We start from the raw sequence: 23111 nt of genomic DNA, 5'->3' as shown, positions 1-23111 counted from the left end.
ATCCGCCTGCGCGAGGCGGCGGCCCTCTACAACACCGATCCGGAGGGCGTCCGCTTCGTCGACCGCGGCCTGTTCCGCGCCGAGATCGAACTGCCGGCCGTGGCCCCGACCGGTCAGTATTTCGCCGAGGTCTGGCTGTTTCAGGACGGCGAGCCGGTGTCGGTGTCCAACCTCACCCTGACCGTCGAAAAGGTCGGGATCGAGCGCGAAATCTATGAGTTCGCCCACAACCGGCCGTGGAGCTACGGCGTCCTGTGCGTGCTGCTGGCGGCCTTCACCGGCTGGGGCGCCAGCCGGATTTTCCGCCGCGACTGAGTTAACCATCCTCCCTCGGGAACCTGTTCGGCGCAGTCACGCTTTCTGACGGGGATGGAGGTTTGAATGCGCAAGCTGTTTAGCGTCACAGTACTCGCCGCCGCCATGGCGACGGCCACCGCGGCCCAGGCTCCCGATGGGCCCGATCAGCGGAACGACTACTGCTACCAACAATGCCAGTACCGCTGCTTCGCCGCGCATCCGGGCGGCGGCCCGGCGTGGACGCAGTGCTACGTCACCTGCGCCGAGACCAACTGCCAGTCTGGCTGACGCCGCCGTTCAACGCGCCGCGAACTCGCTCAGGGCGTCCAGCACCGCGCGGTTCTGGTCCTCGGTGCCGATGGTGATGCGCAGGCATTCCGGCAGGCCGTAGCCGCCAACCGGCCGCACGATCACGCCTTTCGAGTTCAGATAGTCATTGGCGCCCTGCGCCTGTTCGGCGTCGCGGAAGCGGACCAGCACGAAATTCCCGGCGCTGGGTAGGACGTCGAAGCCGAAACCCCGGATCGCCTGGGTCATCCGCGGCCGCCAGGTGTGGATCAGCTCGCGCGAGGCCTGCTGGTGCGCCTCGTCGCCGAGCGCCGCGACCGCAGCCTCGATGCCGGGCACGGAGACGTTGAACGGCAGGCGGATGCGGTCGACCGCCTCGGCCACCTTCAGCGGCGCATAGCCGAAGCCGATGCGCAGGCCGCCCAGCCCGTGGATCTTCGAGAAGGTGCGGGTGACCACGATGTTCTCGCTGTCGCGGGCCAGCCCGAGGCTGGTCTCCCAATCCGGCTCGGTGACGTATTCGGCATAGGCCTCATCGATGACCAGCAGGATGTCGGGACGCAGCCCCTCGTGCAGCCGGCGGATCTCCTCGCCGGTGTTGTAGCTGCCGGTCGGGTTCGACGGGCTGGAGACGTAGACGAGGCGGGTGCGCTCATCGACCTGTTCCAGCAGCGCCTCCGGCGTCGCCTTGAACTGCGGCTCGGGGGCCAGCTTGACCTCGGCCTGATTGGCCTTCGCCGAGATGCGATAGGCGAGGAAGCCGTACTGGCCGGTGACGATGTTGTCGCCCGGCGTCAGATAGCACTGGTTCAGCAGGGCGAAGACCTCGTCCGAGCCGTTGCCGAAGATCAGCCGCTCCGGCTCCAGCCCGTGATGATCGGCCACGGCGGTGCGCAGCTTCGTCGCCCGGCCGTCCGGATAGATGTGGATGTTGCGGACCGCCGCCTCGAACGCCTCGCGCGCCTTCGGCCCCGCGCCCAGCATGTTCTCGTTGGACGACAGCTTCATCGGCTCGGCCACGCCCTCGATGCGCGACTTGCCGCCGACGTAGGGGGCGATGTCGAGGATGCCGGGCTTGGGCGCGGGTGCGTCGGTCATTCGGGTCCTCGAGGTCAGAAAACGGGCGCGGCGCCGATGACGCCGTGAAGCGAGCCGGGGGCGTCGCTCAGCCGCCCGTCCTGCGCCTGCACATAGCCCGCCAGGGCGAACAGCTTCAACCCGCCGGCCTCAATCAGCGGGCTGGCCGCGAGGCCGGAGGCTCCCAGGCCGGAGACGATCCGCCCCGCCGCGAGCGGGCTGTCGGTGACCCAGAAGGTGCGGTCGTCCCCGGTCGGGCCGATCTCCGCCTTCCGCACCATCAGCGCGCGCGGCAGTCCCGCGCCATGATCCGGCAGGGCGGCGACGACCCGCAGCTCCGGCTCTGCGAGCAGCCGGCCCCACCAGGCCGAGGTCGGGGTCAGGTCCATCAGCGCCCGGCCGCCCTCGCGCGCCGCCGCCAGCGCCGCCTCCGGCTTGCCGGCCATCCGCGCGACAAGCCCGTAGCGGTCCGCCGCCAGCACCTGGCTGGCCGGTCCCCACACGATCAGCGGCGCTCCATGCGCCGCATCGATCCGCCCCAGCACCGACCGCACCGCCGCCGCCTCCGCCGGCGACAGGCCCTTGAGCAGCGTCCGTAGGGCGATGGCCTCGGCGTCCGGCGTCGCCCGCGGCCCGCCGGCCAGCCGCGCCCGCACAGCCTCGACCAAGGCCCGATCCTGCGCCAGCCGAGCCGGATCCTCGGGAGGCTCGACCAGCATCAGAACAGCCGCGGCGCCGGCGCCAGGGCGAAGGGACCCAGCCAGGTGCGGCCGTCGCGGAACAGCAGCACCAGATCGACCGGGCGATCGCCCTGCACGCCCGCCGCGGCGGCGGCTCCGGCCGCGCCGACCCGGTTCACCGCCCCCGAGCGCGACCCCGCCAGTCCCGCGATGGCCTCGCCGGGCCGTTCCGCGGTCAGCGAAATCCGCCCTTCCAGCCGCCCGTCCGCCCGGGCGCGCAGGGCCTCGCTGGCGATCCGGGCGCTGCTCTCGCCCGCCTGCAGCCGCCCCTTCACCGCGGTGAAGCGGCCGCCGCCCGCCGTCCAGTTGGCGAACACCCCGGCGCTGTCCACGCCGCGCAGCCGGCTGGCCTGTTCGATGGTCAGCTCGACCTCCGCCGAGAGCCGCCCCTGCCGGGTGGCCCCCTCCACCGGCCCGCCGGCCCGTCCGCGCCCCTCGGTCAGGCGGAACAGCACGTCCATCTCGTCGGTCGCCGCCTGCCCGTCCGTCAGATGCGGCCGCGTGTAGAGCTCGACCCGCTCCGCCGAGGCCAGCGGAAAAGGCTCGGCCCCCGCCACCGGCGTGAACGTCGGCTGCACCAGTTCGACCCGCAGATCGGGGAAGCGATCGCGCAGATGGCTGACGCTCAGCCGCAGCGCCTCGCCTTCGACCGCCATCTGGCCCTTGCCGGGGCGGGTCAGGACCAGGCCGTCCGGCGCGATCAGCATCCAGTGGCCGGGATTCCAGGCGTTGGCCTCGGCCACCAGTTCCGACGCCGCCACGCCATGGCCGGAGGGGGCCACGACATTCGCGGCGGGAAAGGCGACCCGGACCCGGAACGGCCAGCCGGTCACCGACACCGGCTCGTGCGCCACCTGCCACCCCGCCTCGCTCAGGCTCTCCGTCTGCACCGCCAGCCGCGTCTCGACCTGATCGGCCAGCCAGAACCACCAGCCGGTCCAGACCGCCAGCAGGAGGCCGAAGATCGCGAACGGGATAACGAGGCCGCGGCGGGAATGGCGGGGAGAGGTCATCGAGGCTCCGGAAGACTGGCCAGAGGCTGTGAAGCGGCGAAGTCCGGCGGCGTCAAGCGACCGCCCCGCCCGGAACGCCTGCACGGGCGGTTCGTTCGAGTCCGCCAGACGGGAGAACTCCCATGGAAACCCAGACCCTGCACCGCGGCCGCCTCATCGACCACATCCAGCTGGTGGTGCGGGACCTCGAGGCCAGCCGCACATTCTACAGCGCCCTGTTCGAGGTGCTCGAACTGCCCCTCAGCGGCGAGGGCGACGACTTTTTCTGGCTCGACGAGCTGTTCGTCTCCACCGCCGACAGCAAGGCGGCGGCGGGCAGGCTCACCGGCCGCCACCACCTGGCCTTTCAGGCCCGCGACCGCGCCATGGTCGAGGCCTGGCACAGGGCGGGGCTGCAGGCCGGAGGCGTCGACAACGGCGCGCCCGGCGAACGGCCCTACCATCCCGGCTATTACGCCGCCTTCCTGCTCGATCCCGACGGCAACAACGTCGAGGCCGTCTATCATGGCGAGGCCCGCAACAGCGCCGACAGCGTCGAGGTCACTTTCGAGGCCTGACCTCAGGCGAGGAACTCGCCCACCAGCTCGACCGCCTCGGCCAGACCCATGCGCTGCACCTCGGTCCCGGGCGGCAGGCTGGCGAACAGCCGGGTCGGCGTGGCGGCGTCGAGCATGACGAACACGCCCTTGTCATCGGCCCGCCGGATCAGCCGCCCGAACGCCTGCGCCATCCGCGCCCGGGTCAGGGCGTCGTCGAAATTCCGCCCGCCCGCGCCCTCGCCGCCGAACCGCGCCCGCCGCGCCTTGTGCAGCAGGTCGGGCCGTGGCCATGGCGCCCGGTCGAAGGCGAGGATACGCAGGCTCCGCCCCGGCACGTCGACCCCGTCGCGCACCGCATCGGTGCCCAGCAGACAGCTGTCCTGCTCGGCGCGGAATACGTCGACCAGCGCCCCGACCTCCAACGGATCGACGTGCTGGGCGTAGAGCGGGATTCCCGCCTTCGCCAGGACCGGCCCCAGCCGCTCATAGACGGCCTTCAGCCGGCGGATGGCGGTGAACAGCCCCAGCCCCCCGCCGCCGGCCGCCAGGAACAACTCCCGCATCGCCGCCGCCGTCTGGCGCGTGTCGTCCTTGATCAGATCATTGACCACGATCACCCGGGCGTTGGCGGCATAGTCGAACGGGCTCTCGACCTTCAGCGTCCGCGCCGGCTCGATCAGCCGCGCCGATCCGGTGCGCAGCCGTGCCATGTCGAAGGGATCGTCCGAGTTGGGATCGGACAAGGTCGCGCTCGTCACCAGCACCCCGTGCGCCGGCATGATCACCGCGGCCTCCAGCGGCACCGTCGGATCGATCCAGTGCCGCCGCAGCGCCACGTCCATGATCCGCCCGAAGGCCGCCTCGGCCGACAGCCAGTCGACGAAGTCCGGGTCCGGCTCGTCCGACGAGACCTCCAGCGCCGCCAGCATCGACCGCCAGCCGGGCAGGGTCATCCGCGCCCGCCGGTCCAGTCCGCGCAACGCCCCCTCGATCCGCGACCGCTGCGAACCGTCCAGCTCCGCCGCCTCGTCGTCGAGGATGTCCTCCAGATGCCGCGACAGGGCCAGCAGCGGCGCCTCGACGGCGGCCAGCGCCTGCGCCGCCTCCCGCGCTGTCTCCAGCACCGGATCGGTCACCGGCCGCAGCGCGCATTCCATGCCGAACTCTACCCCCGAGCCCGAGGCGTTCTCGCTGGTCCGCGCCCTCAGCTGCTCCAGCCCGGCCAGCAGGAACCGCTCGATCGGCCCCACCGGATTGACCTCGCCCGAAGCCGGCGCGATCCGCCCCGACACGCCTTCGCCCGGCAGCTGGGCCGCCGCCCGCACCGCGTCCTGCAGCGCCTTCGTCGCCGCCTCGTTGTCGGCGCACAGGTCGCCCAGCCTCTGCTCCAGCCCGCGCCCGCGCCGTCCGCGCCCTTCCGGTCCCCGGATCCAGCGCCGCAGCTCCGCCGCCTCCTGCCCTGACAGGCAGGCCGAAAAGGCGCTGTCGGCCGCGTCGAACAGATGGTGGCCCTCGTCGAAGACGATCCGCTTCAGCGCCGCCGTTTCGCCGTCCTGCTTCAGTCCCCGCGCCGACCGCGCCCCGTCGAACGCGGCCTGGGTCATGACCAGCGCATGATTGGCCACGACCAGGTCGGCCCGGCGGCTGGCGCGGATGGTCTTCTCGACGAAACAGGTCCGGTAGTGCGGACAGGCCGCGTGGACGCATTCGCCACGCCGGTCGACCAGATTGGCCGCGCTGGCCTGATGGCTCGGCCCGACCGCGAACAACCCCGGCAGCCATCCCGGATAGTCGCCGCCGGTCATGTCGCCGTCGCGCGTGTGCATCGCCCACCGGCTGGCCAGCGCCATGCCGATCAGGTCACCGTTCCCGAGCTGCGCCGCCTGCACCATGTCCTGCAGGTTCAGCAGGCACAGGTAGTTCTCCCGTCCCTTGCGCACGACGGTCTTGCGTTTGCGCTCGACCGGGTCCGGCCACAGGGCCGCGCTCTCGCGGTCGATCTGCCGCTGCAGGGCGCGGGTGTAGGTCGACACCCAGGCCGCGCCCTGATTGCGCTCGGCCCACAGGGACGCCGGCGCCAGATAGCCCAGCGTCTTGCCGGTGCCGGTGCCCGCCTCGGCCAGCAGCACGCGCGGCCGGCCCTCCTCGTTGCGCGGCGAGAAGGCGAAGGCGGCCTCGGCGGCGTAGTCGCTCTGCGTCGGCCGGGTCTCGTCCAGCCCCGAGGCCTGCAGCAGCTTCTCCAGCCGGATGCGCGCGCTCTCGGAATCCACCGGCGCCGACCCCGCCTCGCCGCGCGGCGCCTCGTCTTCCCACTCCGGCAGGCGCGACCAGGCGTCCAGCCCGCTGCCGCGCAGCTGCCGTTCGCGCACCGGCTGGTGCTGCAGGGCGCCCAGCACCCGCCAGCCCCATGCCCAGCCCGCTCGTCCCAGCGTCTCCGCCAGGGTGTAGGCCTCTTCCCGTCCCGGCCAGGCCGGATCGGCCATTTCCCGCAGCAGTCCATCGGCGGCCCGCCGCAGCGCCTCGGCCTGCGCCTCCGCCCCCTTCGGCTCGCTCTGTCCCATGGCAAGCGCCAGCCCGCTCGGCGACGGGGCGCAGAACCGCGCCGGCCGCACGAAGGCGAACAGCTCCAGCACGTCGAGCAGATCATTCGACCGCGGCGGCGGCGCCAGCCCCAGCCTCCGGGCGGTCAGTGACGCATGCGCCACCAGCACCGGGCCGGTCGTGAACGCCCCCTCGGCAGCCCCCCGCCCGATCTTGCGCGCCCCCTCGTCATCGCACACCGCCCCCGCCCCCGGCGGCACGGCCAGCGCCGCCGGCAGCGCGAGCCACGGCTCGGCGCCGGTCAGGCCTGCGGAGGAGGTGAGGGTGGAGGTGGGCACCGTCCGTAGATAGCCGTTCCGAAGCGGAAACGGAACGGGAACATCACTCGCTGTGCCCTTGTCATGCCGGACGCCGCGCAGCGTCGATCCCGGATGACAAGCTCAGCCCACCGCCCCCGCCCGGATGTTCGCCCTCAACGCCGGCTCCAGCAGCTTCGGCGGCGGCAGCGTCGCGTCCCGGGCGCTGCGCATGGCGGTGAAGCCCGCCTCCGTCGCCCCGCCGCCGACGTGGATGTTGCCGTCGCGTTGGGCGCCGACCGTGGTCTCCCAGCGGAAGTCGCCGCGCCCGTCCTTGGGCAGGTAGTCGTGGCCGACGAACACCCGGGTCTCCGGCGGCAGGCTCAGCAGGCGCTGGATCGAACGGTACAGCGTGGTGGCGTTCCCGCCGGGGAAGTCCGCCCGGGCGGTGCCGAAGTCCGGCATGAACAGGGTGTCGCCGACGAACACCGCGTCGCCGATCCGGTAGCTGACGCAGGCCGGCGTATGGCCAGGCGTGTGCAGCACCTCGATCTCAAGCTCGCCCAGCCGGAAACGGTCGCCGTCCTCGAACAGCTGGTCGAACACCGTGAGCGGCGGCGTCTCCATCCCGAACCGTTCGGCGAAGGTCCTCTGCGTCTCGACGATGCGATTTCCGACCCCGATCGGCGCCCCGGTCAGGCCGCGCAAATAGTCGCCCGCCGACAGGTGATCGGCATGGGCGTGGGTCTCCAGCAGCCAGACCACTTCCAGCCCCCGCGCCCGCGCCTCCGCCAGAACGGCGTCGGCCGATCCCGTCGAGGCCCGCCCGCTCTCCGCGTCATAGTCCAGCACCGGATCGATGATCGCCGCCGCCCGCGTCGCCGGATCGCTGACCAGATAGGTCACGGTGTTGGTGGCGTCGTCGAAGAACGCCTGAACGGTCGGATTCATCACATCCCCCTTCAGCCACGATAGCGGCGCGCCGCCGTGGGAGCCAGCGGCGCTCCGGGGAGGTGAAACGGAACGGGAACATGCTATAGGCGCGATGTGACGCCGCCGCCCGCTCCAGCCACGCTTCCGCCGCTTTTCGCCGACTGGTTCGCGCGTCGCGGCTGGGCGCCGCGCCGTCACCAGCTCGAGATGATCGCGGCCGCCGAGGCGGGCGCCCACGCCCTGCTCGTCGCCCCGACCGGCGGCGGCAAGACCCTGGCCGGCTTCCTGCCTTCGCTGATCGAGCTGGCCGAACGCGGTCCGAAACCCGAGACCGGCCCCGGTTCCGGCGTCCACACCCTCTACCTCTCGCCGCTCAAGGCCCTGACCACCGACGTCGAACGCAACCTGATGATGCCGATCCGCGAGATCGGGCTCAACATCCACGTCGAGAGCCGCACCGGCGACACCAAACAGTCCAAGCGCCAGCGCCAGCGCGACTTCCCGCCCGACATCCTCCTGACCACCCCCGAACAGCTCGCCCTGTTCTGCGCCTGGGACGGCGCCCGCAGCTATTTCGCCGACCTGAAATGCGTCGTCTTGGACGAGGTCCACGCCATCTGGAGCGGCAAGCGCGGGGACCTGCTCTCGCTGGGACTGGGCCGGCTGCAGAAATACGCCCCCGCCATGCGCCGCGTCGCCCTGTCCGCCACCGTCGACGATCCGGACATGATCGCAGACTGGCTTGGTCCTCAAGCCCTCCCCCCCGGTGGGGGAGGGTTGGGTGGGGGTGCGCGCCCCACTTTCGATGAAGCCGGCGCGAAAGGCTCTGACCGCGCCTCCCGTTCCACGTCCGGAGACAGTCCGGATCCACCCCCATCCCCGACCCTTCCCCCATCGAGGGGGAAGGGAGGCGCTGAGGTGGTGATCGTCCGCGGCGACCCCGGGGCCCCGCCCGTCGTCGACGTCCTCGTCTCCGAGGGCCATGTCCCGTGGGCTGGTCACACCGGCCAGCACGCCATCCCCGAGGTCTACGACGCCATCCGCCGCGCCGGGATGAGCCTGATCTTCGTCAACACCCGCTGGCAGGCCGAGTTCGTCTTCCAGCGCCTCTGGGCCATCAACGAGGACAGCCTGCCGATCGCCCTGCACCACGGCTCCCTCGCCGCAGAGCAGCGGCGCAAGGTCGAGGCGGCCATGGCCCGGGGCGACCTGCGCGCCGTGGTCTGCACCTCGACCCTCGACCTCGGCATCGACTGGGGCGACGTGGACCTCGTCATCCAGCTGGCCGCTCCGAAAGGCGCTTCCCGCCTCGTCCAGCGCATCGGCCGCGCCAACCACCGGCTCGACGAGCCGTCGCGCGCCCTGATGGTCCCGGCCAGCCGCTTCGAGATGCTGGAATGCCAGGCCGCCCGCGAGGCCGTCGCCGAAAACGCCTTCGACTGGGAGCCGGTCCACACCGGCACCCTCGACACCCTCGCCCAGCACGTCATGGGCTGCGCCTGTTCCGAGCCGTTCACGATGGAGGAGCTCTACGCCGAGATCACGGGCTGCGGCCCCTACCGCGGCCTGACGTACGAGCAGTTCGAGGAGGTGGTCGATCTCGTCGCCACCGGCGGCTACGCGCTGCGCACCTACGAGCGCTTCGCCCGCATCGTCCGCACCCGCGACGGCCAGTGGAAGGTGCGCAACGCCCAGACGGCCCAGCGCCACCGCATGAATGTCGGCGCCATCGTCGCCGCCGCCACCCTCAACGTCCGCGTCGCCTCGCGCCGCGGCCAGCGCCTGATCGCGGGCCGCAAGGTCGGCGAGGCGGAGGAGACCTATTTCGAGCCGATGGTCCCGGGCGACACCTTTGTCTTCGCCGGTCAGGTCTGGGCCTTTCAGGCCATCGCCGGCATGGACGCCCTGGTCACTCCCGCCCAGCACAGCGACCCGAAGATCCCCTCCTGGGGCGGCTCCAAATTCCCCATGTCCCGCTCCCTCGCCGACCGCGTCCGGGCCATGATCCAGGACCGCGATCACTGGCGCGTCCTGCCGCCCGACGTGCAGGAGTGGCTTGAGCTGCAGGAAGACAAGTCGGCCATCCCGGACGCGGAGACCATGCTGGTCGAGACCTTCCCGCGCGGCAGCCGCCACTTCCTCGTCGCCTATCCCTTCGCCGGCGGCCTCGCCCACGGCACCCTGTGCATGCTGCTGACCCGCCGCCTCGACCGGCTCGGCGTCGGCCCCCTCGGCTTCGTGGTCACCGACTATTCGCTGGCCATCTGGTCGATCCGGCCGATGGATGGTCTCGACCTCGACGCCCTGTTCGAGCCCGACATGCTCGGCGACGACCTCGAAAGCTGGCTGGAGGAGAGCTTCATGATGAAGCGCACCTTCCGCAATTGCGCCCTGATCTCCGGCTTGATCGAGAAGCGCCAGCCGGGGAACGAGAAGACCGGCCGGCAGGTGACCTTCTCGACCGACCTGATCTACGACGTGCTCCGCCGCCACCAGCCCGACCACCTGCTGCTCAAGACCGCCCGCGCCGACGCGGCCGCCGGCCTGCTCGACGTCGCCCGCCTCGGACAGCTGCTGCAGCGCATCCAGGGCCATATCAAACACGTGCATCTCGAGCGTCCCTCGCCCTTCTGCGTCCCCGTCCTCGTCCAGATCGGCCGCGAGCGCGTCGGCGGCGGCCAGGCGGCCGAGATGATCCTCGACGCCTCGGCCTACGGCTTCGACGAGGCCGGCCTGATCGCCGAGGTGATGGGCGACACCGCCCCCGCCCTCGCCGGAGCCGCCTCGTGAACGCCGCCCTGCGCCAGGCCCTGTCCCCCGCCCGCTGCCCCAGCGGCGGCCTGCGCGTCTCGATCGAGGGCGAGCCCTGCGTGCTGCGCTGCTCCGGCGCCCTTTGGGTCCTGAACCATCGCACCCTGATCGCCGCCGACCTGCATCTGGAGAAGGGCTCGGCCTTCGCCGCCCGCGGCCAGATGCTGCCTCCCTACGACAGCCGCGCCACCCTCGACCGCCTCGAGGCCGAGATCGACGCCGTCCAGCCCGCCGCCGTCGTCCTGCTCGGCGACAGCTTCCACGACTCGAAATCCGTGGCCCGCATGGCCCCGGATGACAGGGCCCGCCTCGACCGCCTCGCCACGGGCCGCGACTGGATCTGGCTGGAAGGCAACCACGACATTCACGCCCTCGCCGGAACGATCGACCTCCTGCCCGGCAAGGTCGTCGAAACCCTCTCCCTCGGCTCGCTGCGCCTGATCCACGAACCGCAGCCCGGCGTTCAGCCCGGCGAGATCGCCGGCCATCTCCACCCGGCCGCCCGCGTCGCCGCCCATGGCCGGGGCGTCCGCCGTCCCGCCTTCGTCACCGACGGCCGCCGCGCCGTCCTCCCCGCCTTCGGCGCCTTCACCGGCGGCCTGGATGTCCGCGATCCCGCCATCGCGGGCCTGTTCGCCGAGCCCCCGCTCGCCGCCGCCCTCGGCCGCGACAAGGTCCACGCCCTGGCGTGGGAGACGCTGCGCTAGGGCCCGCTAGCCGCCGGATGTCTGGCGGTCGACGATCTCGATGATCTCTGCGATGGAGATGGTGAAGACGCCGCCCTGGTCCGCCCTCCATTGCGCGATCCCCGGCTCGAAATCCGGGAAGGGCGGGCTCCTGTCGCTGAGGCGCGTCACGCTTGCATCCAGCGTCTCGCGACTGACAGGGGTGTGCGACAACACCTGATCCATGTCCCGGTTGCGCAAATGAAGTCCGATCACCGAGACATGATAGATCGGCCCGAGTTCCGCGTGCTCCTCGACGCGCCGGATCTTCAGCAGCGACCCGGCATCGGCCGCCCGGGTCCGGTATTCCCAGACCTGTCCCGCGGCATAGCGGTCCGGTTCCGCGAAGCCGCCCAAGGCGACCAGGGCCGTCAGGGCCAGGAGCATCCTGATCATCGCGCGTCCTCAGATGTTCCGCTCGATCAAGGCGTTCGACGCCCCCTCGATCCGCTCTTCCAGCGCCGTCATGAACTCCGCCCGCTTCAGTCCCGCCGGGATCGCCGGCAGGAATTCGTAGACCACCGTCCCCGGATGCCGCCGGAACCCGTGCGCCGGCCAGTGGACCCCCGAGTTGGTCGCCATCGGCACGCAGGGACACTCCAGATCGCGGTACAGCGCCGCGATCCCCGGCTTGTAGTCCGGCGCCGCCCCGACCTTCACGCGCGTCCCCTCCGGGAAGATCAGGATCTGCCGCCCCTGCGCGAACCGCGTCCGCGCCTGTTTCACCATGTCCTTCAGCGCCTTCGAATGGGCTGACCGGTCGACCGCGATCATCCCCGTCTTCCACGCGAACCAGCCGAAGAAGGGCAGGGGCCGCAGCTCCTTCTTCATGATGAAGCAGTTGTCGGGCAGCACCGCGAACGGCGCGATCACGTCCAGCATGCTCTGGTGCTTGCCGGCGATCAGGGCGGCGCCGGCCGGCCGGTGCTCCAGCCCGCGGAACTCGACCCTCACCCCGGCGATCCAGCGCAGGCCGAACAGCACGAACCTCGACCAGCCGCGGATCACCCCCATGGCGTAGCGGTGCGGCAGCAGCAGCGCCGGCGACAGGCCGACGGCGAACAGGGCCATCGACAGATAGAGCCAGGCGACGAACAGCAGCGAACGCAGGGTGGTCACGTCAGGCGGCCTTCTTCGCGGCCGGGGCCCCGGTTTCGGCCGCCGGAGGCTCCCAGGACCCGCCGCCGACCAGCGCCCGACCCAGCGCGGCCAGATACTTCATGTATTCCAGCGTCATCCGCCGCGCCGTCACGGCCGCCCGCCACCAGCGCGAATTGTCCAGCGACGGCGTCTCGACGGCGTAGGGCGTCAGCTCCAGACCCGGCGAGGCCGCCCGGATCTCCGTCAGCGCCCGCGGCATATGGTAGTCCGAGGTCACCACGATCAGGCTGTCATAGCCCTTGGCGTCGGCCCAGGCGGCGATCTCCTGGGCGTTGCCGATCGTGTCCTCCGCCTCGAAGCCCAGATCGACGCAGCAGTTGAACAGCTTGTTCGAGCCCGGGGTCAGGGCGCGCAGCTCCTGCCGCCGCACCTCGCGGTTCACCCCCGAGATCAGCACCCGCTTGCCCTTGTCCTGCTCCAGCAGGCGGATGGCGGCGTTGACCCGCTCGGCCGAGGGGCCGGTCAGGGCCACGATGGCGTCGGCGCGCGCGGGCTCGGCGGCGGGCGTATAGCTGCGCACCCGGTCGGCGAAGGCGAACAGCCCGACCAGCCAGATGACGGCGATGATGGCGATGAAGGTGAGAAACTTCATGGCGTTAACTTAACGACCGCCCCGCAAACGCGCCAGCGCGGTCATCCGCGCCGCGACAAGCGCCACCGTAGCGGCGACCAGCGGGCATGGCGAGAGCATCAGCACGTCGCTCCACGCCACCGGCAGGGCGGGCGTCACGCCGTCGGCGCCGCCGAGGAACCGCAGCCCCGCCGTCAGCGCCATGGCCACGGCCGCTCCGACCGCCCCGGCGCCCGCCGCCAGCAGGGCGTAGCGGGTCTGGTACAGGCCGGCGATGCGCCCGTCCGACGCCCCGTTCAGGCTCAGGGTCTCGATCACCGTCCGCTGCGCCGCCATCCCCGCCTGGGTCGCATAGACGATGGCCGCGCCCGCCCCGCCCGCCGTCAGCAGGAAGGCCGCCACGGCCAGCGCCGTGATCAGGGCCGCCGAGCGCTCGACCTCGCCGCGCCACAGGCTGTGGTCGTCGACCGTGGCGTCCACCCCGGCCTCGGCCAGGGCCCGGCTCAGGCTGACGGGGCTGGCCGGCGCGTCCGGGTCCAGCCGGACGGTGACCAGATGGGGCAGGGGCAGGTCCGGCAGCACCGCGTCTCCGACCCATGGCCGCAGCAGGGCCTCGGCCGTCTGGCGGTCCATGGCCTCGGCCTCCTCCACGCCGGTGACGCCGGCCAGCGTCTGGGCCGCCCGCGCCGCCGCCTCCGCCCCGGTCTCGTCGACCCGCGGCCGCACCTGCACCGTCGCCTCGCTGCGCAGCTGCCGGGCCCAGCCGTGCGCCGCGCGGTCCGCCGCCACGGCCCCGACCGCCGACAGGCAGGCGAGGAAGCACAGCACCGCGATCACCGCCGCCAGCCACGGCTCGCCGCCGCCGTCGCGCGGCAGGATCGGCGCCCGCCGTTCCATCCAGCGCCCGATCACGCCCGCTCTCCCGCCAGCCGCCCGCCCTCGAGGCGCAGCACCGAGGCGCCGGACGCCGCCGCCAGCGCCTCGTCGTGGCTGGCGATCAGCACCGTCGTGCCCAGCCGGTTCAGCGACTGAAACAGCTTCAGCAGCCGCTCGCCCATGGCCGCGTCGACGCTGCCGGTCGGCTCGTCGGCGAGGATCAGGTCGGGCCGCGTCACCACGGCCCGGGCGATGGCCAGCCTCTGCTTCTCGCCGCCCGACAGGGTCGGCGGCCGGTCGTCCATGCGGTCGCCGAGCCCGACCCAGTCCAGCATCTCTTCCACGTCGGCCGCCCACGCCTCCCGCTTCGCTCCCGTCAGCCGCAACGGCAGGGCGACGTTGTCGAAGGCCGACAGATGGTCGAGCAGCCGGAAGTCCTGGAACACCACCCCCATCCGCCGCCGGAAGCCGGGCAGGGCCGACCGCGACAGCCCGCCCGCATCTTCTCCGAAAAGCTCCAGCGAACCGGCGGTCGGACGGCGCGCCAGGGTCAGCAGGCTCAGCAGCGTCGACTTCCCCGCTCCCGACGGCCCGGTAAGGAAGTGGAAAGAGCCCGCTGTCAGGATGAGGTTAACGTCCCGCAGCACGCTCGGGCCGCCTGCATAGCCGAAGCCCACGCCCCAAAGGCGGACGGTGTCGGTCGCGGAGTCGGTCAAGGCGGCGCGGCGGGGCTGAACGGGCATCGATTTTGGGTCAGGACGCGGCCGTGAAGCCGCGACGGGAGGGGGCGGAACGCCTCTCAGTCAGCGCACATGATACTGACCTGCCCGTCCTGCGCCACCAGCTATTTCACGCCTGACGAAGCCATCGGCCCGGGCGGCCGCACCGTCCGCTGCAAGACCTGCAAACACACCTGGCGCGCCACCCTGGAAGAGCCGCTGGAGCTGTCGGTCTCGCCGTCCGGCCCGGAAAGCAAGAGCTTCGGACGCGGCGAGGACGCCGCCGACCCCGCCGAATCACTGGCCGAGACCCCGGCCCCCGAACTGCCCCGCGCCTTCCGCGCCCGCGCCGAGCAGCAGCGCCGCCTGCGCCGCGCCGCCGCCCACGGCGTGGTCTGGGCCGGCATCGCGTCCGGCTTCGCCGCCCTGCTCGCCGCCGCCTGGCTGTTCCGCGTCGAGGTGGTGGAGATGGCCCCCCGCGCCGCCGCCGCCTATGCCGCCGTCGGCCTGACCGTGAATCCGACCGGGCTCGAGTTCGAGGCTGTCTCCGCCCGCGCCGCGCCGAACGACCCCGGCAAGGTGCTGATCTCGGGCGCGCTCAGGAACGTGCGCGAGGAGGAGCGGATCGCCCCGCCCGTGCGCGTCGCCCTGCTCGACGCCCAGGGCGCCGAGATCGGCCATTCCGTCGTGCGCATCGACGCGGCCCCGGTCCTGCCCGGCAAGGTGCAGGGCTTCGCCGCCGTCATTCCGGACCCCGGGGGCAAGGGCCAGGGCGTGGGCGTGGCCTTCGTGCTGGATAGCGCCGCCCCCGCCCGGACCACCCCCGCCCGGACTTCGGCGTCCCGCGCCGCTCCGGCCGACGCCGTCCCGCTGCGCCCCGCCGCGCCCGCCGTGCAACGGCCCCTGCCCACCGCCGGGGTCACCGGTCTCCGTCCCGCTCTTCCGCCCGACCCGTCCGCGCCGCTGAACATGCAGCCGATCGACGCGGTTCCGGTGGCTATCGACTCGCAAGGCCCCGCGGCGGTATCCGCCTCGCATGGCTGACACCCCGACCCCCACCGTCCTGCTGCCCGAGGCGGAGGTCGCGCGCATCGTCGCCGACCTGGCGCGCCAGATCGCTCCCGTCACCGACGACGACACCGTGGCCGCGGTGCTGCTGACCGGCGGCCTGTGGTTCGCCGCCGACCTGACCCGCGCCCTGTCGCGGATCGGCCGCAACCTCCGCTTTGACGCCCTGTGGCTGGCCTCCTACGGCGACGAACAGTCCAGTCGCGGCAAGATCGACGTCTACGCCCCCTTTCAGCGCCCCATCGCCGGCCGCAAGGTCCTGATCGTCGACGACGTCTTCGACACCGGCCTGTCGCTGGCCGAGGCGGTGCGCATCGCCCGGGAGGCCGGCGCCGCCGAGGTCCTCACCGTCGTCTTCGCCAAAAAGCCCTGGCCGCTCCCCCGCGCTCCCGAGCCCGACTTCGTCGGCTGGGAAGCCCCCAACCGCTTTCTCGTCGGCTACGGCCTCGACCACGCCGGAACCCTCCGCGGCCTCCCGGACATCTGCGCGCTGGACTGAAGGGGGAGCGCTTCACCTCCCCCTTCGCGATCTGTCCTCCCCCTCGGCCTACGCCGACGGGGAGGTGAACGGTCGCTCTGCTGGCAATCCGCGGAAATATAGTCCGGTTGCGGGGAGAACTTTCTGCGCTTTCAGATACATCCCCTTTTCTCGACCCCATCTTCCCGCCTGAGAAAACACCCGGCGCATAATGCGCCGTTCGTCCGCCCGCCGGTCTTTGACAATCGCATCCCCGCCGCAGCGCCCGAGGTGCGCCGATGTAGACTCTGCCGACTCTGCCACAGCGAATTTCCGCAGACCCTGCCGACGCTGCCGACTCTGCCACACCGATTTTTCCGAATTTCACCCGGATAAAATCCGACCTCAGTCCAGCCAGTCGGCCTTCGGCTCCCGCGCCCACATCTCGTCGTAGGACGGCCGCCCCCGCACCACGGCCCAGCGGCCGCCGTCGACCAGCACCTCCGGGACCAGCGGCCGCGAATTGTACTCGCTGGCCAGCACGGCCCCGTAGGCCCCGGCGCCCATGAAGGCGACCAGATCGCCCGCCTGCAGCGGCGCCAGCCGCCGCTCCCGCGCGAACACGTCCGTCGACTCGCAGATCGGCCCGACCAGATCGTACGCCGCGGCGTCTCCGTCCCGCTCGCGCACCGGCACGACGTCGTGGAAGGCGTCGTACAGCGCCGGCCGCATCAGGTCGTTCATGCCCGCGTCCAGCACCAGGAAGGTCCGCCCGTCGCTGCGGGCGTTGACCTGGATGACCCGGCTCAGCAGCACCCCGGCGTTGGCGGCCAGCAGCCGTCCCGGCTCGAACGCCGCCTCGACCTCCAGCCCGTCCAGCACTCCCGCCGCCATGGCGACATAGTCGGCGATCGAGGGCAGGTCCGACTGGCCGTGATAGGGCACCCCCAGCCCGCCGCCGAGATCGAGCCGGCTGACCGCCAGCCCCTCCGCCCGCAGCGCCAGAGTCATCTCGCGCAGCGCCCGGAACGCCGCCTCCAGCGGCTCCAGCGTGGTGATCTGGCTGCCGATGTGACAGGCCAGCCCGACCGGCGTCACATGCGGCGAGGCGGCGGCGCGGGCGTATAGCGCGGGCGCCTCCTCGGCCGGCACGCCGAACTTGTCGCGCGCCCCGCCGGTGGTGATCCGGGCATGTCCGCCGGCGCCGATCTTCGGATTGACCCGGATGGCGATCTCCGGCGCCGCGCCCTTGGCCGCCGCCACCGCGATCAGCCGCTCCAGTTCGACGGCGCTCTCGACGTTGATCTGGCGCACCGCGGCCTCGATGGCGAAGGCCAGTTCCGCGTCCGTCTTGCCGACGCCCGAGAAGACGATCCGCTCCCCGGGTATGCCCGCCGCCAGCGCCCGCCGGATTTCGCCCTCCGACACCGTGTCGGCGCCGCTGCCCAGCCGCGCCAGCGTCGCCAGCACCGACAGGTTGGAGTTGGCCTTCACCGCGAAGGCGATCAGGGCGTCCCCCAAGGCGGACCGGTGGGTGTCCACGGCCTCGCGCAGCAGGCGGTAGTGCCGCGTCAGCGTCGCGGTCGAATAGACATAGACCGGCGTGCCCACCGTCTCTGCAATGGCTTCCAGCGGCGCGGCCTCGGCATGGAGGGCGCCGTCGATCCGGTCGAAATGGTGCAAGGCTCTAGCGGGGGTTGGAACCCGAACCGCCGTAGGGGTTCGAGCTCGGCCCGCCGTCGATCGGCGCCTGGCTGGGCGGCCGGTAGACGGTGGCGGGCTCCACCGGCCCGGGGCCGCGGGCGTCCGGCAGGCTGCGCTCGGTGCGCTTGGCCGGCGGCGCGTCGAGGTCGGCCATGCGGCCGCATCCCGCGGCGGAGACGGCGATCAGGGCGGCGGCGCCCACGAGAACGATCTTCTTCATCACAGACGCGTCTTCCATTCGGCGATCCGCGCGCGGACCTGTTCCGGCGCCGTGCCCCCGAAGCTCTGGCGGCTGGCGCAGGAAGCCTCGGGAGTGAGCACCTTGTAAACCGCTTCCGTGACCCCGGGTTCAAGCGATTGCAGTTCGGCCAGCGGCAGTTGCGACAAATCCACGCCCAGCGCCTCGGCCCGCTTCACCGCCGCGCCCGTGACATGGTGCGCCTTGCGGAACGGCAGGTTCAGCTCGCGCACCAGCCAGTCGGCCAGATCGGTCGCCGTCGAGAAGCCCGATCCGGCGGCCTCGCGCATCCGCGCCGCGTCCGGCCGCAGGGCCGAAACCATCGCCGTCATCGCCCCCAGCGCCAGCGTCAGGGCGTCGAACGCCTCGAACACCGGCGGCTTGTCCTCCTGCATGTCCTTCGAATAGGCCAGCGGCAGGCCCTTCATCACCGTCGACAGCGCCACCAGCGAGCCCATGATCCGCCCCGTCTTGGCCCGCACCAGCTCGGCGGCGTCGGGATTGCGCTTCTGCGGCATGATCGAACTGCCGGTGGTCAGGTCGTCCGGCAGGCTGACGAAGCCGAACTGTGGCGTCATCCAGACCACGATCTCCTCGGCCAGCCGCGACAGATGCCCCGCGCAGATCGAGGCGGCGGCGAGGCTCTCCAACGCGAAGTCCCGGTCCGACACGGCGTCCAGCGAATTGCCCATCGGCCGGTCGAAGCCCAGTTCCTTCGCCGTCATGTGCCGGTCGATGGGAAAGGGCGACCCGGCCAGAGCCGCCGCCCCCAGCGGGCTCTCATTCATCCGGTTCCGCGCATCGGCGAACCGCCCCGCGTCGCGCCCGAACATCTCGACATAGGCCATCAGATGATGCCCGAACGTCACCGGCTGGGCGGGCTGAAGATGGGTGAACCCCGGCATCAGATCGCCCGCATGCTGCTCCGCCCGCGCCAGCAGCGCCCGCTGCAGCCCCTTCAGCCGCTCCACCGCGGCGTCGCAGGCGTCCCGCACCCAGAGCCGGAAGTCGGTCGCCACCTGGTCGTTGCGGCTCCGCGCCGTGTGCAGCCGCCCCGACGGTTCGCCGATCAGCTCGGCCAGCCGCGCCTCCACATTCATGTGGATGTCCTCGAACTGGTCGCGGAACGGGAAGGTCCCGTCCCTGATCTCGGCCTCGATCGCATCCAGCCCGCCGAGGATGGCCTCCGCGTCCGCAGCGCTCACGATCCCCTGCTTCGCCAGCATACGGCAATGCGCCCGTGACCCCGCCAAGTCCTGGGCCCACAGCCGCCGGTCCACCCCGATGGAGACGTTGATCGCCTGCATGATGTCCGCCGGCCGCGCCGAGAAGCGTCCGCCCCACATGTCTTGACCTTCCGCGCCCGGAGAAGGCTTAACTGTGGGACGGGGTTGGGAAGGCTGTGTCATGAAGGGCTCTAGGGCGGTGGGGATGGCGATCGCGGGCGCCCTGGTGATCGGCATGATCGCCGGCGCCGGGCTGCTATACGCCAATCGCGACGCCTTCTTCAAAGCCGCCGCGCCCGAACAGCCCGCGAAGAGCGAACTGGCCCGCTTCGCCAGGGGCTCCCTGACCCGCCTCGAAACCCCCGCGGCGCTCGTCCCGGCCCCCGACTACGTCTTCAAGACCCGCGACGGCGGCGACGCCCGCTTCGCCGACTTCCGCGGCAAGGTGGTGGTGGTCAACCTCTGGGCGATGTGGTGCGCGCCCTGCCGCACCGAGATGCCGACCCTCGCCCGTCTGGCCGAGGCCTATGTCGGAACAGACCTGATCGTCCTCCCGATCAACGTCGACGCCACCGAGGACGGCCTCGCCGACGCGCGCAGCTTCATCGACGTACACGAACCCCTGCCGCTCTACAGCGACATGAAGTTCCAGCTGCCCTTCGAACTGCCCGGCGAGGGCAAGATGCCCCAGACCGTGCTGCTGGACCGGCAGGGCCGCATCCGCGCGCACTTCTCCGGCGAGGCCGACTGGGCCAGCCCCGAGGCGCGGGCGCTGATCGACGCCCTGCTGGCCGAGCCCGCCGGAGCCTAGTTGCCCTTGGTGTCGCGCTGGGTCTCGGCCTTCTGCTCGTCGGCCTCCTCGGCCAGACGGTCGGTTCCCTCGTCGATCTCCTGGGCCACCTCGCCGGCGCCGGCGGCGATGGCGGAGCCGACCTGGGCGGCTTCTTCCTCGATGGCCGAACCCGTGTCGGCGGCGGCTTCAGCGGTTTCGGTCTGGGCCGTGTCCTGCTCGGCTTCGGTGCAGGCGGCCGCGCCCAGCGCCAGGGCGGCGAAGGCGGCGGTGGCGGCGATACGAATGCGCATGGGAAATCCCCTTCGGCGTTGAACCTTTGCCGCTAACGCCGCGCCTGCCCGGTGGTTGCGATTTGCCCCGCAGGCCTCGCGTGATACGCTCGTGCCATCACACGGGAGGAAAGCTCATGATCAGCAAAGCCGTTCTCACCGGCGCCCTGGCTCTCGCGCTCCTCGCGCCCGCCTCCGCCTCGGCGCAGCAGCCTCCGCAAAACACCAACGGAAGCTCGGGCGGCGTCGGCGTCGGCGCCTACGGCCGGATGACCGCGCAGCAGGAAAGCTGGCGCTTCGAAAGCGAGGAGATGCGCCGCCGCAACGCCATGACGCCGGAGGAAGCCGAAGCGGAATATGGCGCGGAACGCGTGCAGCTGGCCGAGCGTGTGCAGGCTTTGGTCAACGAAGGCAAATGCCGCGAGGCTCGCGCCATGGCCAATGAAGCCGGCGAACGCCAGATGGCTCTCCGCGTCCGCCAGACCTGCCGTTCCCGCTAGGTTCGAAGGGATGGTGGCTGGGGGCGGGCTCGAACCGCCGACCTGTGGGTTATGAATCCACCGCTCTAACCAGCTGAGCTACCCAGCCCCGGCGTCCGGGGTCCGGCGGGAACTGGTCTGTCCGCCGGAAGAGGCGTGCCTATAGAGGGGGGCGCAGACGGATTCAAGTCGTCCCGAAGGCCTTGCGCGCGCTTGTGGGCTTGCGTTCAGTTCAGGGAACCCCAAGGTCCACCGCTCCGCTTCCACACCGACGACACCACCGGGATTTCGCCATGCGCCTCCTCGCCCTAGCCGTTTCCGTATCCGCCGTGGTCCTGGCCGCGGCCTGCGGGATCGAAGGACAGAGCCAGCCCGCCCCCGGTCAGGGCGCTCCTCTGGAAACCCGTCCCGCCAACGGCGCGGGCCAGCAGCCGGCCTTTGCCGGCCAGACCCGCGCGCCGGGCGTCCGCAGCGAAGTCGCCCTTGAGCATACGGTGGTCGCCTCGGGACTCGAGGAACCGTGGGGCTTGGCCCTGCTGCCCGACGGCCGCTGGCTGGTCACCGAGCGCCCCGGCCGGATGCGGATACTCACCGCACAGGGCGCGGTGGGCGAGCCGATCGCCGGTCTCCCGGCCGTCGACGCGCGCGGGCAGGGCGGTCTCCTCGACGTCGCGGTGGGCCCGACCTTCGCACAGGACCGCCTGATCTACTGGAGCTACGCAGAACCCCGCGAGGGCGGCAACGCCACTTCCGTGGCGCGAGGAAGCCTGTCGGACGGCGGCGACCGTGTCGAGAATGTGCAGGTCATCTTCCGCGCCCTGCCCACCTATGACGGCGGCGCCCATTTCGGCTCCTCGCTGGCGTTCGACCGGGCGGGCCACCTGTTCATCACCCTCGGTGACCGTTCCGATGCGCCGATGCGGCCGCAGGCGCAGGATCCCGGCTCGCACATGGGCAAGACCATCCGCATCAACGCCGACGGCTCGGTTCCATCCGACAACCCCTTCGTTGATCGCGAAGACGCCCGGCCCGAGATCTGGTCGCTCGGGCACCGCAATGTGCAGGGGATCGCCATCGCCCCGAACGGCGACGTCTGGACCGTCGAGCACGGCACCCGCGGCGGTGACGAGGTCAACCTCGACCGTGCGGGCCTCAACTATGGCTGGCCGGTGATCGCCTACGGCATCGAGTACCGCGGCGGCCCGATCAACCAGGGGATCACCGCCCGCGAGGGCATGGAGCAGCCGGTCTACTACTGGGACCCGGTGATCGCGCCCGGCGGCATGGCGGTCTACGACGGAGCCATGTTCCCCGGCTGGCGCGGCAACCTGCTCGTCGCCGCGCTGAGGGAAAAGCACATCGCCCGGCTGGTGCTGGACGGAAACCGCGTCGTCGGCGAGGAGCGGCTGCTGACCGACCTCGGCGAACGGATCCGCGACATCGCCGTGGCTCCCGACGGCGCCGTCTGGGCCATTACCGACGAGCCGAACGGCAAGCTGGTGCGGCTGGCGGCCCGCTAGTCCCGCAACAGTTCGTTCACGCCGGTCTTGGCCCGCGTCTGGGCGTCCACCCGTTTGACGATCACCGCGCAGTAGAGCGACGGCCCGCCGTTCGGGCCGGGCAGGGAGCCCGGCACCACCACCGAATACGCCGGCACCTCGCCGCGGAACACCTCGCCGGTGGCGCGGTCGATGATCTTCGTGGATCCCGAAAGATAGACGCCCATGGCCAGCACCGCGCCCTCGCGGACGATGACGCCCTCGGCGACCTCCGCCCGGGCCCCGATGAAGCAGCCGTCCTCGATGATCGTCGGGCTCGCCTGCAGCGGCTCCAGCACCCCGCCGATGCCCGCGCCGCCCGACAGGTGCACGTTCTTGCCGATCTGGGCGCAGGAGCCGACCGTCGCCCAGGTGTCGACCATCGCCCCTTCGTCGACGTAGGCGCCGATGTTCACGAACGAGGGCATCAGCACCACGTTGGGCCCGACGTAGGCGCCGTAGCGCACGATGGCCCCGGGCACGGCGCGGAAGCCGGCCTCCCTGAAGGCCTGCTCGTTCCAGTCGCCCCACTTGGACGGCGCCTTGTCGAACCAGGGGCCGGGCACATGGTCGACGCCGCGGGCGGGGCCGCCGTCCATGAGGCGGTTGGGCGACAACCGGAAGCTCAGCAGCACGGCCTTCTTCAGCCACTGGGCGGTCTTCCACTCGCCGCTCGCCGGGTCCTTCTCGGCGACGCGGAACTTTCCCGTGTCCAGGAGGTGCAGGGCGTGCACCACCGCCTCGCGCGCGGC

At 71.7% G+C, this 23111-nt stretch carries 25 protein-coding genes and 1 tRNA gene; 10 read left to right on the top strand and 16 right to left on the bottom strand.

Annotation, left to right across the window (positions count from 1 at the left end):
- Both VEC04_RS09885 and VEC04_RS09880 read left to right on the top strand, forming a co-directional pair.
- A partial coding sequence (locus VEC04_RS09885) for a TIGR02186 family protein (RefSeq protein WP_324776328.1) occupies positions 1 to 315 on the top strand: 315 nt, incomplete at its 5' end.
- A 66-nt stretch (positions 316 to 381) separates the two neighbouring features.
- Positions 382 to 585 carry a hypothetical protein gene (locus tag VEC04_RS09880; RefSeq protein ID WP_324776326.1) on the top strand — a complete coding sequence of 68 codons (204 nt, stop codon included), beginning with the start codon at positions 382 to 384 and terminating at the stop codon, positions 583 to 585.
- Between the two features lie 9 nt (positions 586 to 594).
- Here VEC04_RS09880 and hisC read toward each other — a convergent pair whose 3' ends face one another.
- The 3 genes from hisC to VEC04_RS09865 are packed head-to-tail and all read right to left on the bottom strand — an operon-like array spanning position 595 to position 3415.
- Positions 595 to 1683, bottom strand: coding sequence for a histidinol-phosphate transaminase (gene hisC / locus VEC04_RS09875; RefSeq protein WP_324776324.1), 1089 nt, complete (start codon positions 1681 to 1683; stop codon positions 595 to 597).
- 14 nt (positions 1684 to 1697) lie between these two features.
- Positions 1698 to 2381, bottom strand: a complete 684-nt coding sequence (locus tag VEC04_RS09870; protein WP_324776323.1) for a hypothetical protein — start codon at positions 2379 to 2381, stop codon at positions 1698 to 1700.
- A complete protein-coding gene (locus VEC04_RS09865) occupies positions 2381 to 3415 on the bottom strand; it encodes a DUF2125 domain-containing protein (protein WP_324776322.1) in 1035 nt (344 codons plus the stop codon). The genes VEC04_RS09870 and VEC04_RS09865 overlap by 1 nt, the downstream gene beginning before the upstream one ends.
- Before the next feature lie 122 nt (positions 3416 to 3537).
- Here VEC04_RS09865 and VEC04_RS09860 point away from each other — a divergent pair, with 122 nt between their 5' ends.
- The gene (locus tag VEC04_RS09860) at positions 3538 to 3972 is read left to right on the top strand and encodes a VOC family protein (RefSeq protein ID WP_324776320.1); all 435 of its coding nucleotides are present in this window, start codon (positions 3538 to 3540) and stop codon (positions 3970 to 3972) included.
- Positions 3973 to 3974: 2 nt separating this feature from the next.
- Here VEC04_RS09860 and VEC04_RS09855 read toward each other — a convergent pair whose 3' ends face one another.
- Positions 3975 to 6833 (bottom strand): ATP-dependent DNA helicase, encoded by a 2859-nt coding sequence (locus VEC04_RS09855; RefSeq protein ID WP_324776318.1) that lies wholly within the window; start codon positions 6831 to 6833, stop codon positions 3975 to 3977.
- A 102-nt stretch (positions 6834 to 6935) separates the two neighbouring features.
- Positions 6936 to 7742 carry an MBL fold metallo-hydrolase gene (locus tag VEC04_RS09850; RefSeq protein ID WP_324776316.1) on the bottom strand — a complete coding sequence of 269 codons (807 nt, stop codon included), beginning with the start codon at positions 7740 to 7742 and terminating at the stop codon, positions 6936 to 6938.
- 189 nt (positions 7743 to 7931) lie between these two features.
- On the opposite strand from VEC04_RS09850, the gene VEC04_RS09845 reads away from it, so the two are divergent.
- Positions 7932 to 10514, top strand: a complete 2583-nt coding sequence (locus VEC04_RS09845; protein WP_414642668.1) for a ligase-associated DNA damage response DEXH box helicase — start codon at positions 7932 to 7934, stop codon at positions 10512 to 10514.
- On the top strand, positions 10511 to 11242 hold the full coding sequence (pdeM, locus tag VEC04_RS09840) for a ligase-associated DNA damage response endonuclease PdeM (protein ID WP_324776313.1): 732 nt from the start codon (positions 10511 to 10513) through the stop codon (positions 11240 to 11242). The genes VEC04_RS09845 and pdeM overlap by 4 nt, the downstream gene beginning before the upstream one ends.
- 6 nt (positions 11243 to 11248) lie before the next feature.
- Here the strand turns inward: pdeM and VEC04_RS09835 are convergent, their stop codons facing one another.
- From VEC04_RS09835 to VEC04_RS09815, 5 genes are read right to left on the bottom strand one after another with little or no spacing between them, the layout of a single operon-like run.
- Positions 11249 to 11656: a hypothetical protein gene (locus VEC04_RS09835; protein ID WP_324776311.1), complete on the bottom strand. Its 408-nt coding sequence runs from the start codon at positions 11654 to 11656 to the stop codon at positions 11249 to 11251.
- A 9-nt stretch (positions 11657 to 11665) separates the two neighbouring features.
- On the bottom strand, positions 11666 to 12379 hold the full coding sequence (locus VEC04_RS09830) for a lysophospholipid acyltransferase family protein (RefSeq protein WP_324776309.1): 714 nt from the start codon (positions 12377 to 12379) through the stop codon (positions 11666 to 11668).
- 1 nt (position 12380) lies between these two features.
- A complete protein-coding gene (locus VEC04_RS09825) occupies positions 12381 to 13013 on the bottom strand; it encodes a YdcF family protein (RefSeq protein WP_324776307.1) in 633 nt (210 codons plus the stop codon).
- Positions 13014 to 13022: 9 nt separating this feature from the next.
- Complete coding sequence (locus VEC04_RS09820) at positions 13023 to 13889, bottom strand: cell division protein FtsX (protein WP_414642667.1); 867 nt, start codon at positions 13887 to 13889, stop codon at positions 13023 to 13025.
- Positions 13890 to 13900: 11 nt separating this feature from the next.
- The gene (locus VEC04_RS09815; protein ID WP_324776303.1) at positions 13901 to 14611 is read right to left on the bottom strand and encodes a cell division ATP-binding protein FtsE; all 711 of its coding nucleotides are present in this window, start codon (positions 14609 to 14611) and stop codon (positions 13901 to 13903) included.
- Positions 14612 to 14680: 69 nt separating this feature from the next.
- Between VEC04_RS09815 and VEC04_RS09810 the strand changes: the two genes are divergently transcribed.
- Together VEC04_RS09810 and VEC04_RS09805 are read left to right on the top strand one after the other, a co-directional pair.
- On the top strand, positions 14681 to 15631 hold the full coding sequence (locus VEC04_RS09810) for an MJ0042-type zinc finger domain-containing protein (protein ID WP_324776301.1): 951 nt from the start codon (positions 14681 to 14683) through the stop codon (positions 15629 to 15631).
- On the top strand, positions 15624 to 16154 hold the full coding sequence (locus tag VEC04_RS09805; RefSeq protein WP_324776300.1) for a phosphoribosyltransferase: 531 nt from the start codon (positions 15624 to 15626) through the stop codon (positions 16152 to 16154). The genes VEC04_RS09810 and VEC04_RS09805 overlap by 8 nt, the downstream gene beginning before the upstream one ends.
- A 363-nt stretch (positions 16155 to 16517) precedes the next feature.
- On the opposite strand, the gene lysA is transcribed toward VEC04_RS09805, so the two are convergent.
- The 3 genes from lysA to argH are packed head-to-tail and all read right to left on the bottom strand — an operon-like array spanning position 16518 to position 19400.
- Positions 16518 to 17795: a diaminopimelate decarboxylase gene (gene lysA, locus VEC04_RS09800; RefSeq protein ID WP_324776299.1), complete on the bottom strand. Its 1278-nt coding sequence runs from the start codon at positions 17793 to 17795 to the stop codon at positions 16518 to 16520.
- 4 nt (positions 17796 to 17799) lie between these two features.
- Positions 17800 to 18036, bottom strand: coding sequence for a hypothetical protein (locus VEC04_RS09795; RefSeq protein ID WP_324776297.1), 237 nt, complete (start codon positions 18034 to 18036; stop codon positions 17800 to 17802).
- Positions 18036 to 19400, bottom strand: coding sequence for an argininosuccinate lyase (gene argH / locus VEC04_RS09790; RefSeq protein ID WP_324776295.1), 1365 nt, complete (start codon positions 19398 to 19400; stop codon positions 18036 to 18038). Before argH ends, VEC04_RS09795 begins: the two co-directional genes overlap by 1 nt.
- 61 nt (positions 19401 to 19461) lie before the next feature.
- Here argH and VEC04_RS09785 point away from each other — a divergent pair, with 61 nt between their 5' ends.
- Positions 19462 to 20091, top strand: a complete 630-nt coding sequence (locus VEC04_RS09785; RefSeq protein WP_324776293.1) for a TlpA disulfide reductase family protein — start codon at positions 19462 to 19464, stop codon at positions 20089 to 20091.
- Here VEC04_RS09785 and VEC04_RS09780 read toward each other — a convergent pair.
- Entirely contained in the window at positions 20088 to 20363 is a 276-nt protein-coding gene (locus VEC04_RS09780) for a hypothetical protein (RefSeq protein WP_324776291.1), read from the bottom strand. The genes VEC04_RS09785 and VEC04_RS09780 overlap by 4 nt on opposite strands.
- Positions 20364 to 20479: 116 nt before the next feature.
- Here VEC04_RS09780 and VEC04_RS09775 point away from each other — a divergent pair, with 116 nt between their 5' ends.
- On the top strand, positions 20480 to 20842 hold the full coding sequence (locus VEC04_RS09775; protein WP_324776289.1) for a hypothetical protein: 363 nt from the start codon (positions 20480 to 20482) through the stop codon (positions 20840 to 20842).
- 11 nt (positions 20843 to 20853) lie between these two features.
- On the opposite strand, the gene VEC04_RS09770 is transcribed toward VEC04_RS09775, so the two are convergent.
- Positions 20854 to 20930, bottom strand: a tRNA-Met gene (locus VEC04_RS09770).
- A 184-nt stretch (positions 20931 to 21114) separates the two neighbouring features.
- Here VEC04_RS09770 and VEC04_RS09765 point away from each other — a divergent pair.
- Positions 21115 to 22341, top strand: coding sequence for a PQQ-dependent sugar dehydrogenase (locus VEC04_RS09765; RefSeq protein WP_324776287.1), 1227 nt, complete (start codon positions 21115 to 21117; stop codon positions 22339 to 22341).
- Here VEC04_RS09765 and dapD read toward each other — a convergent pair.
- The coding region (gene dapD / locus VEC04_RS09760; protein ID WP_324776285.1) for a 2,3,4,5-tetrahydropyridine-2,6-dicarboxylate N-succinyltransferase at positions 22338 to 23111 on the bottom strand (774 nt) is incomplete at its 5' end. The genes VEC04_RS09765 and dapD overlap by 4 nt on opposite strands.

Source organism: Brevundimonas sp. (assembly GCF_035626535.1).
In the GTDB taxonomy this organism is placed as follows: Bacteria; Pseudomonadota; Alphaproteobacteria; order Caulobacterales; family Caulobacteraceae; genus Brevundimonas.
The sequence above is the reverse complement of the archived record's forward strand: the minus strand, read 5'-3'. Positions and strand labels throughout refer to the sequence as shown.

Bases quoted from the DNA above. Each gene is read 5' to 3' on its own strand.
- VEC04_RS09880 (WP_324776326.1), top strand. From the start codon at position 382: ATGCGCAAGCTGTTTAGCGTCACAGTACTCGCCGCCGCCATGGCGACG.
- hisC (WP_324776324.1), bottom strand. From the start codon at position 1,683: ATGACCGACGCACCCGCGCCCAAGCCCGGCATCCTCGACATCGCCCCC.
- VEC04_RS09870 (WP_324776323.1), bottom strand. From the start codon at position 2,381: ATGCTGGTCGAGCCTCCCGAGGATCCGGCTCGGCTGGCGCAGGATCGG.
- VEC04_RS09865 (WP_324776322.1), bottom strand. From the start codon at position 3,415: ATGACCTCTCCCCGCCATTCCCGCCGCGGCCTCGTTATCCCGTTCGCG.
- VEC04_RS09860 (WP_324776320.1), top strand. From the start codon at position 3,538: ATGGAAACCCAGACCCTGCACCGCGGCCGCCTCATCGACCACATCCAG.
- VEC04_RS09850 (WP_324776316.1), bottom strand. From the start codon at position 7,742: ATGAATCCGACCGTTCAGGCGTTCTTCGACGACGCCACCAACACCGTG.
- VEC04_RS09845 (WP_414642668.1), top strand. From the start codon at position 7,932: ATGATCGCGGCCGCCGAGGCGGGCGCCCACGCCCTGCTCGTCGCCCCG.
- VEC04_RS09835 (WP_324776311.1), bottom strand. From the start codon at position 11,656: ATGATCAGGATGCTCCTGGCCCTGACGGCCCTGGTCGCCTTGGGCGGC.
- VEC04_RS09825 (WP_324776307.1), bottom strand. From the start codon at position 13,013: ATGAAGTTTCTCACCTTCATCGCCATCATCGCCGTCATCTGGCTGGTC.
- VEC04_RS09820 (WP_414642667.1), bottom strand. From the start codon at position 13,889: ATGGAACGGCGGGCGCCGATCCTGCCGCGCGACGGCGGCGGCGAGCCG.
- VEC04_RS09815 (WP_324776303.1), bottom strand. From the start codon at position 14,611: ATGCCCGTTCAGCCCCGCCGCGCCGCCTTGACCGACTCCGCGACCGAC.
- VEC04_RS09810 (WP_324776301.1), top strand. From the start codon at position 14,681: ATGATACTGACCTGCCCGTCCTGCGCCACCAGCTATTTCACGCCTGAC.
- VEC04_RS09805 (WP_324776300.1), top strand. From the start codon at position 15,624: ATGGCTGACACCCCGACCCCCACCGTCCTGCTGCCCGAGGCGGAGGTC.
- VEC04_RS09795 (WP_324776297.1), bottom strand. From the start codon at position 18,036: ATGAAGAAGATCGTTCTCGTGGGCGCCGCCGCCCTGATCGCCGTCTCC.
- argH (WP_324776295.1), bottom strand. From the start codon at position 19,400: ATGTGGGGCGGACGCTTCTCGGCGCGGCCGGCGGACATCATGCAGGCG.
- VEC04_RS09785 (WP_324776293.1), top strand. From the start codon at position 19,462: ATGAAGGGCTCTAGGGCGGTGGGGATGGCGATCGCGGGCGCCCTGGTG.
- VEC04_RS09780 (WP_324776291.1), bottom strand. From the start codon at position 20,363: ATGCGCATTCGTATCGCCGCCACCGCCGCCTTCGCCGCCCTGGCGCTG.
- VEC04_RS09775 (WP_324776289.1), top strand. From the start codon at position 20,480: ATGATCAGCAAAGCCGTTCTCACCGGCGCCCTGGCTCTCGCGCTCCTC.
- VEC04_RS09765 (WP_324776287.1), top strand. From the start codon at position 21,115: ATGCGCCTCCTCGCCCTAGCCGTTTCCGTATCCGCCGTGGTCCTGGCC.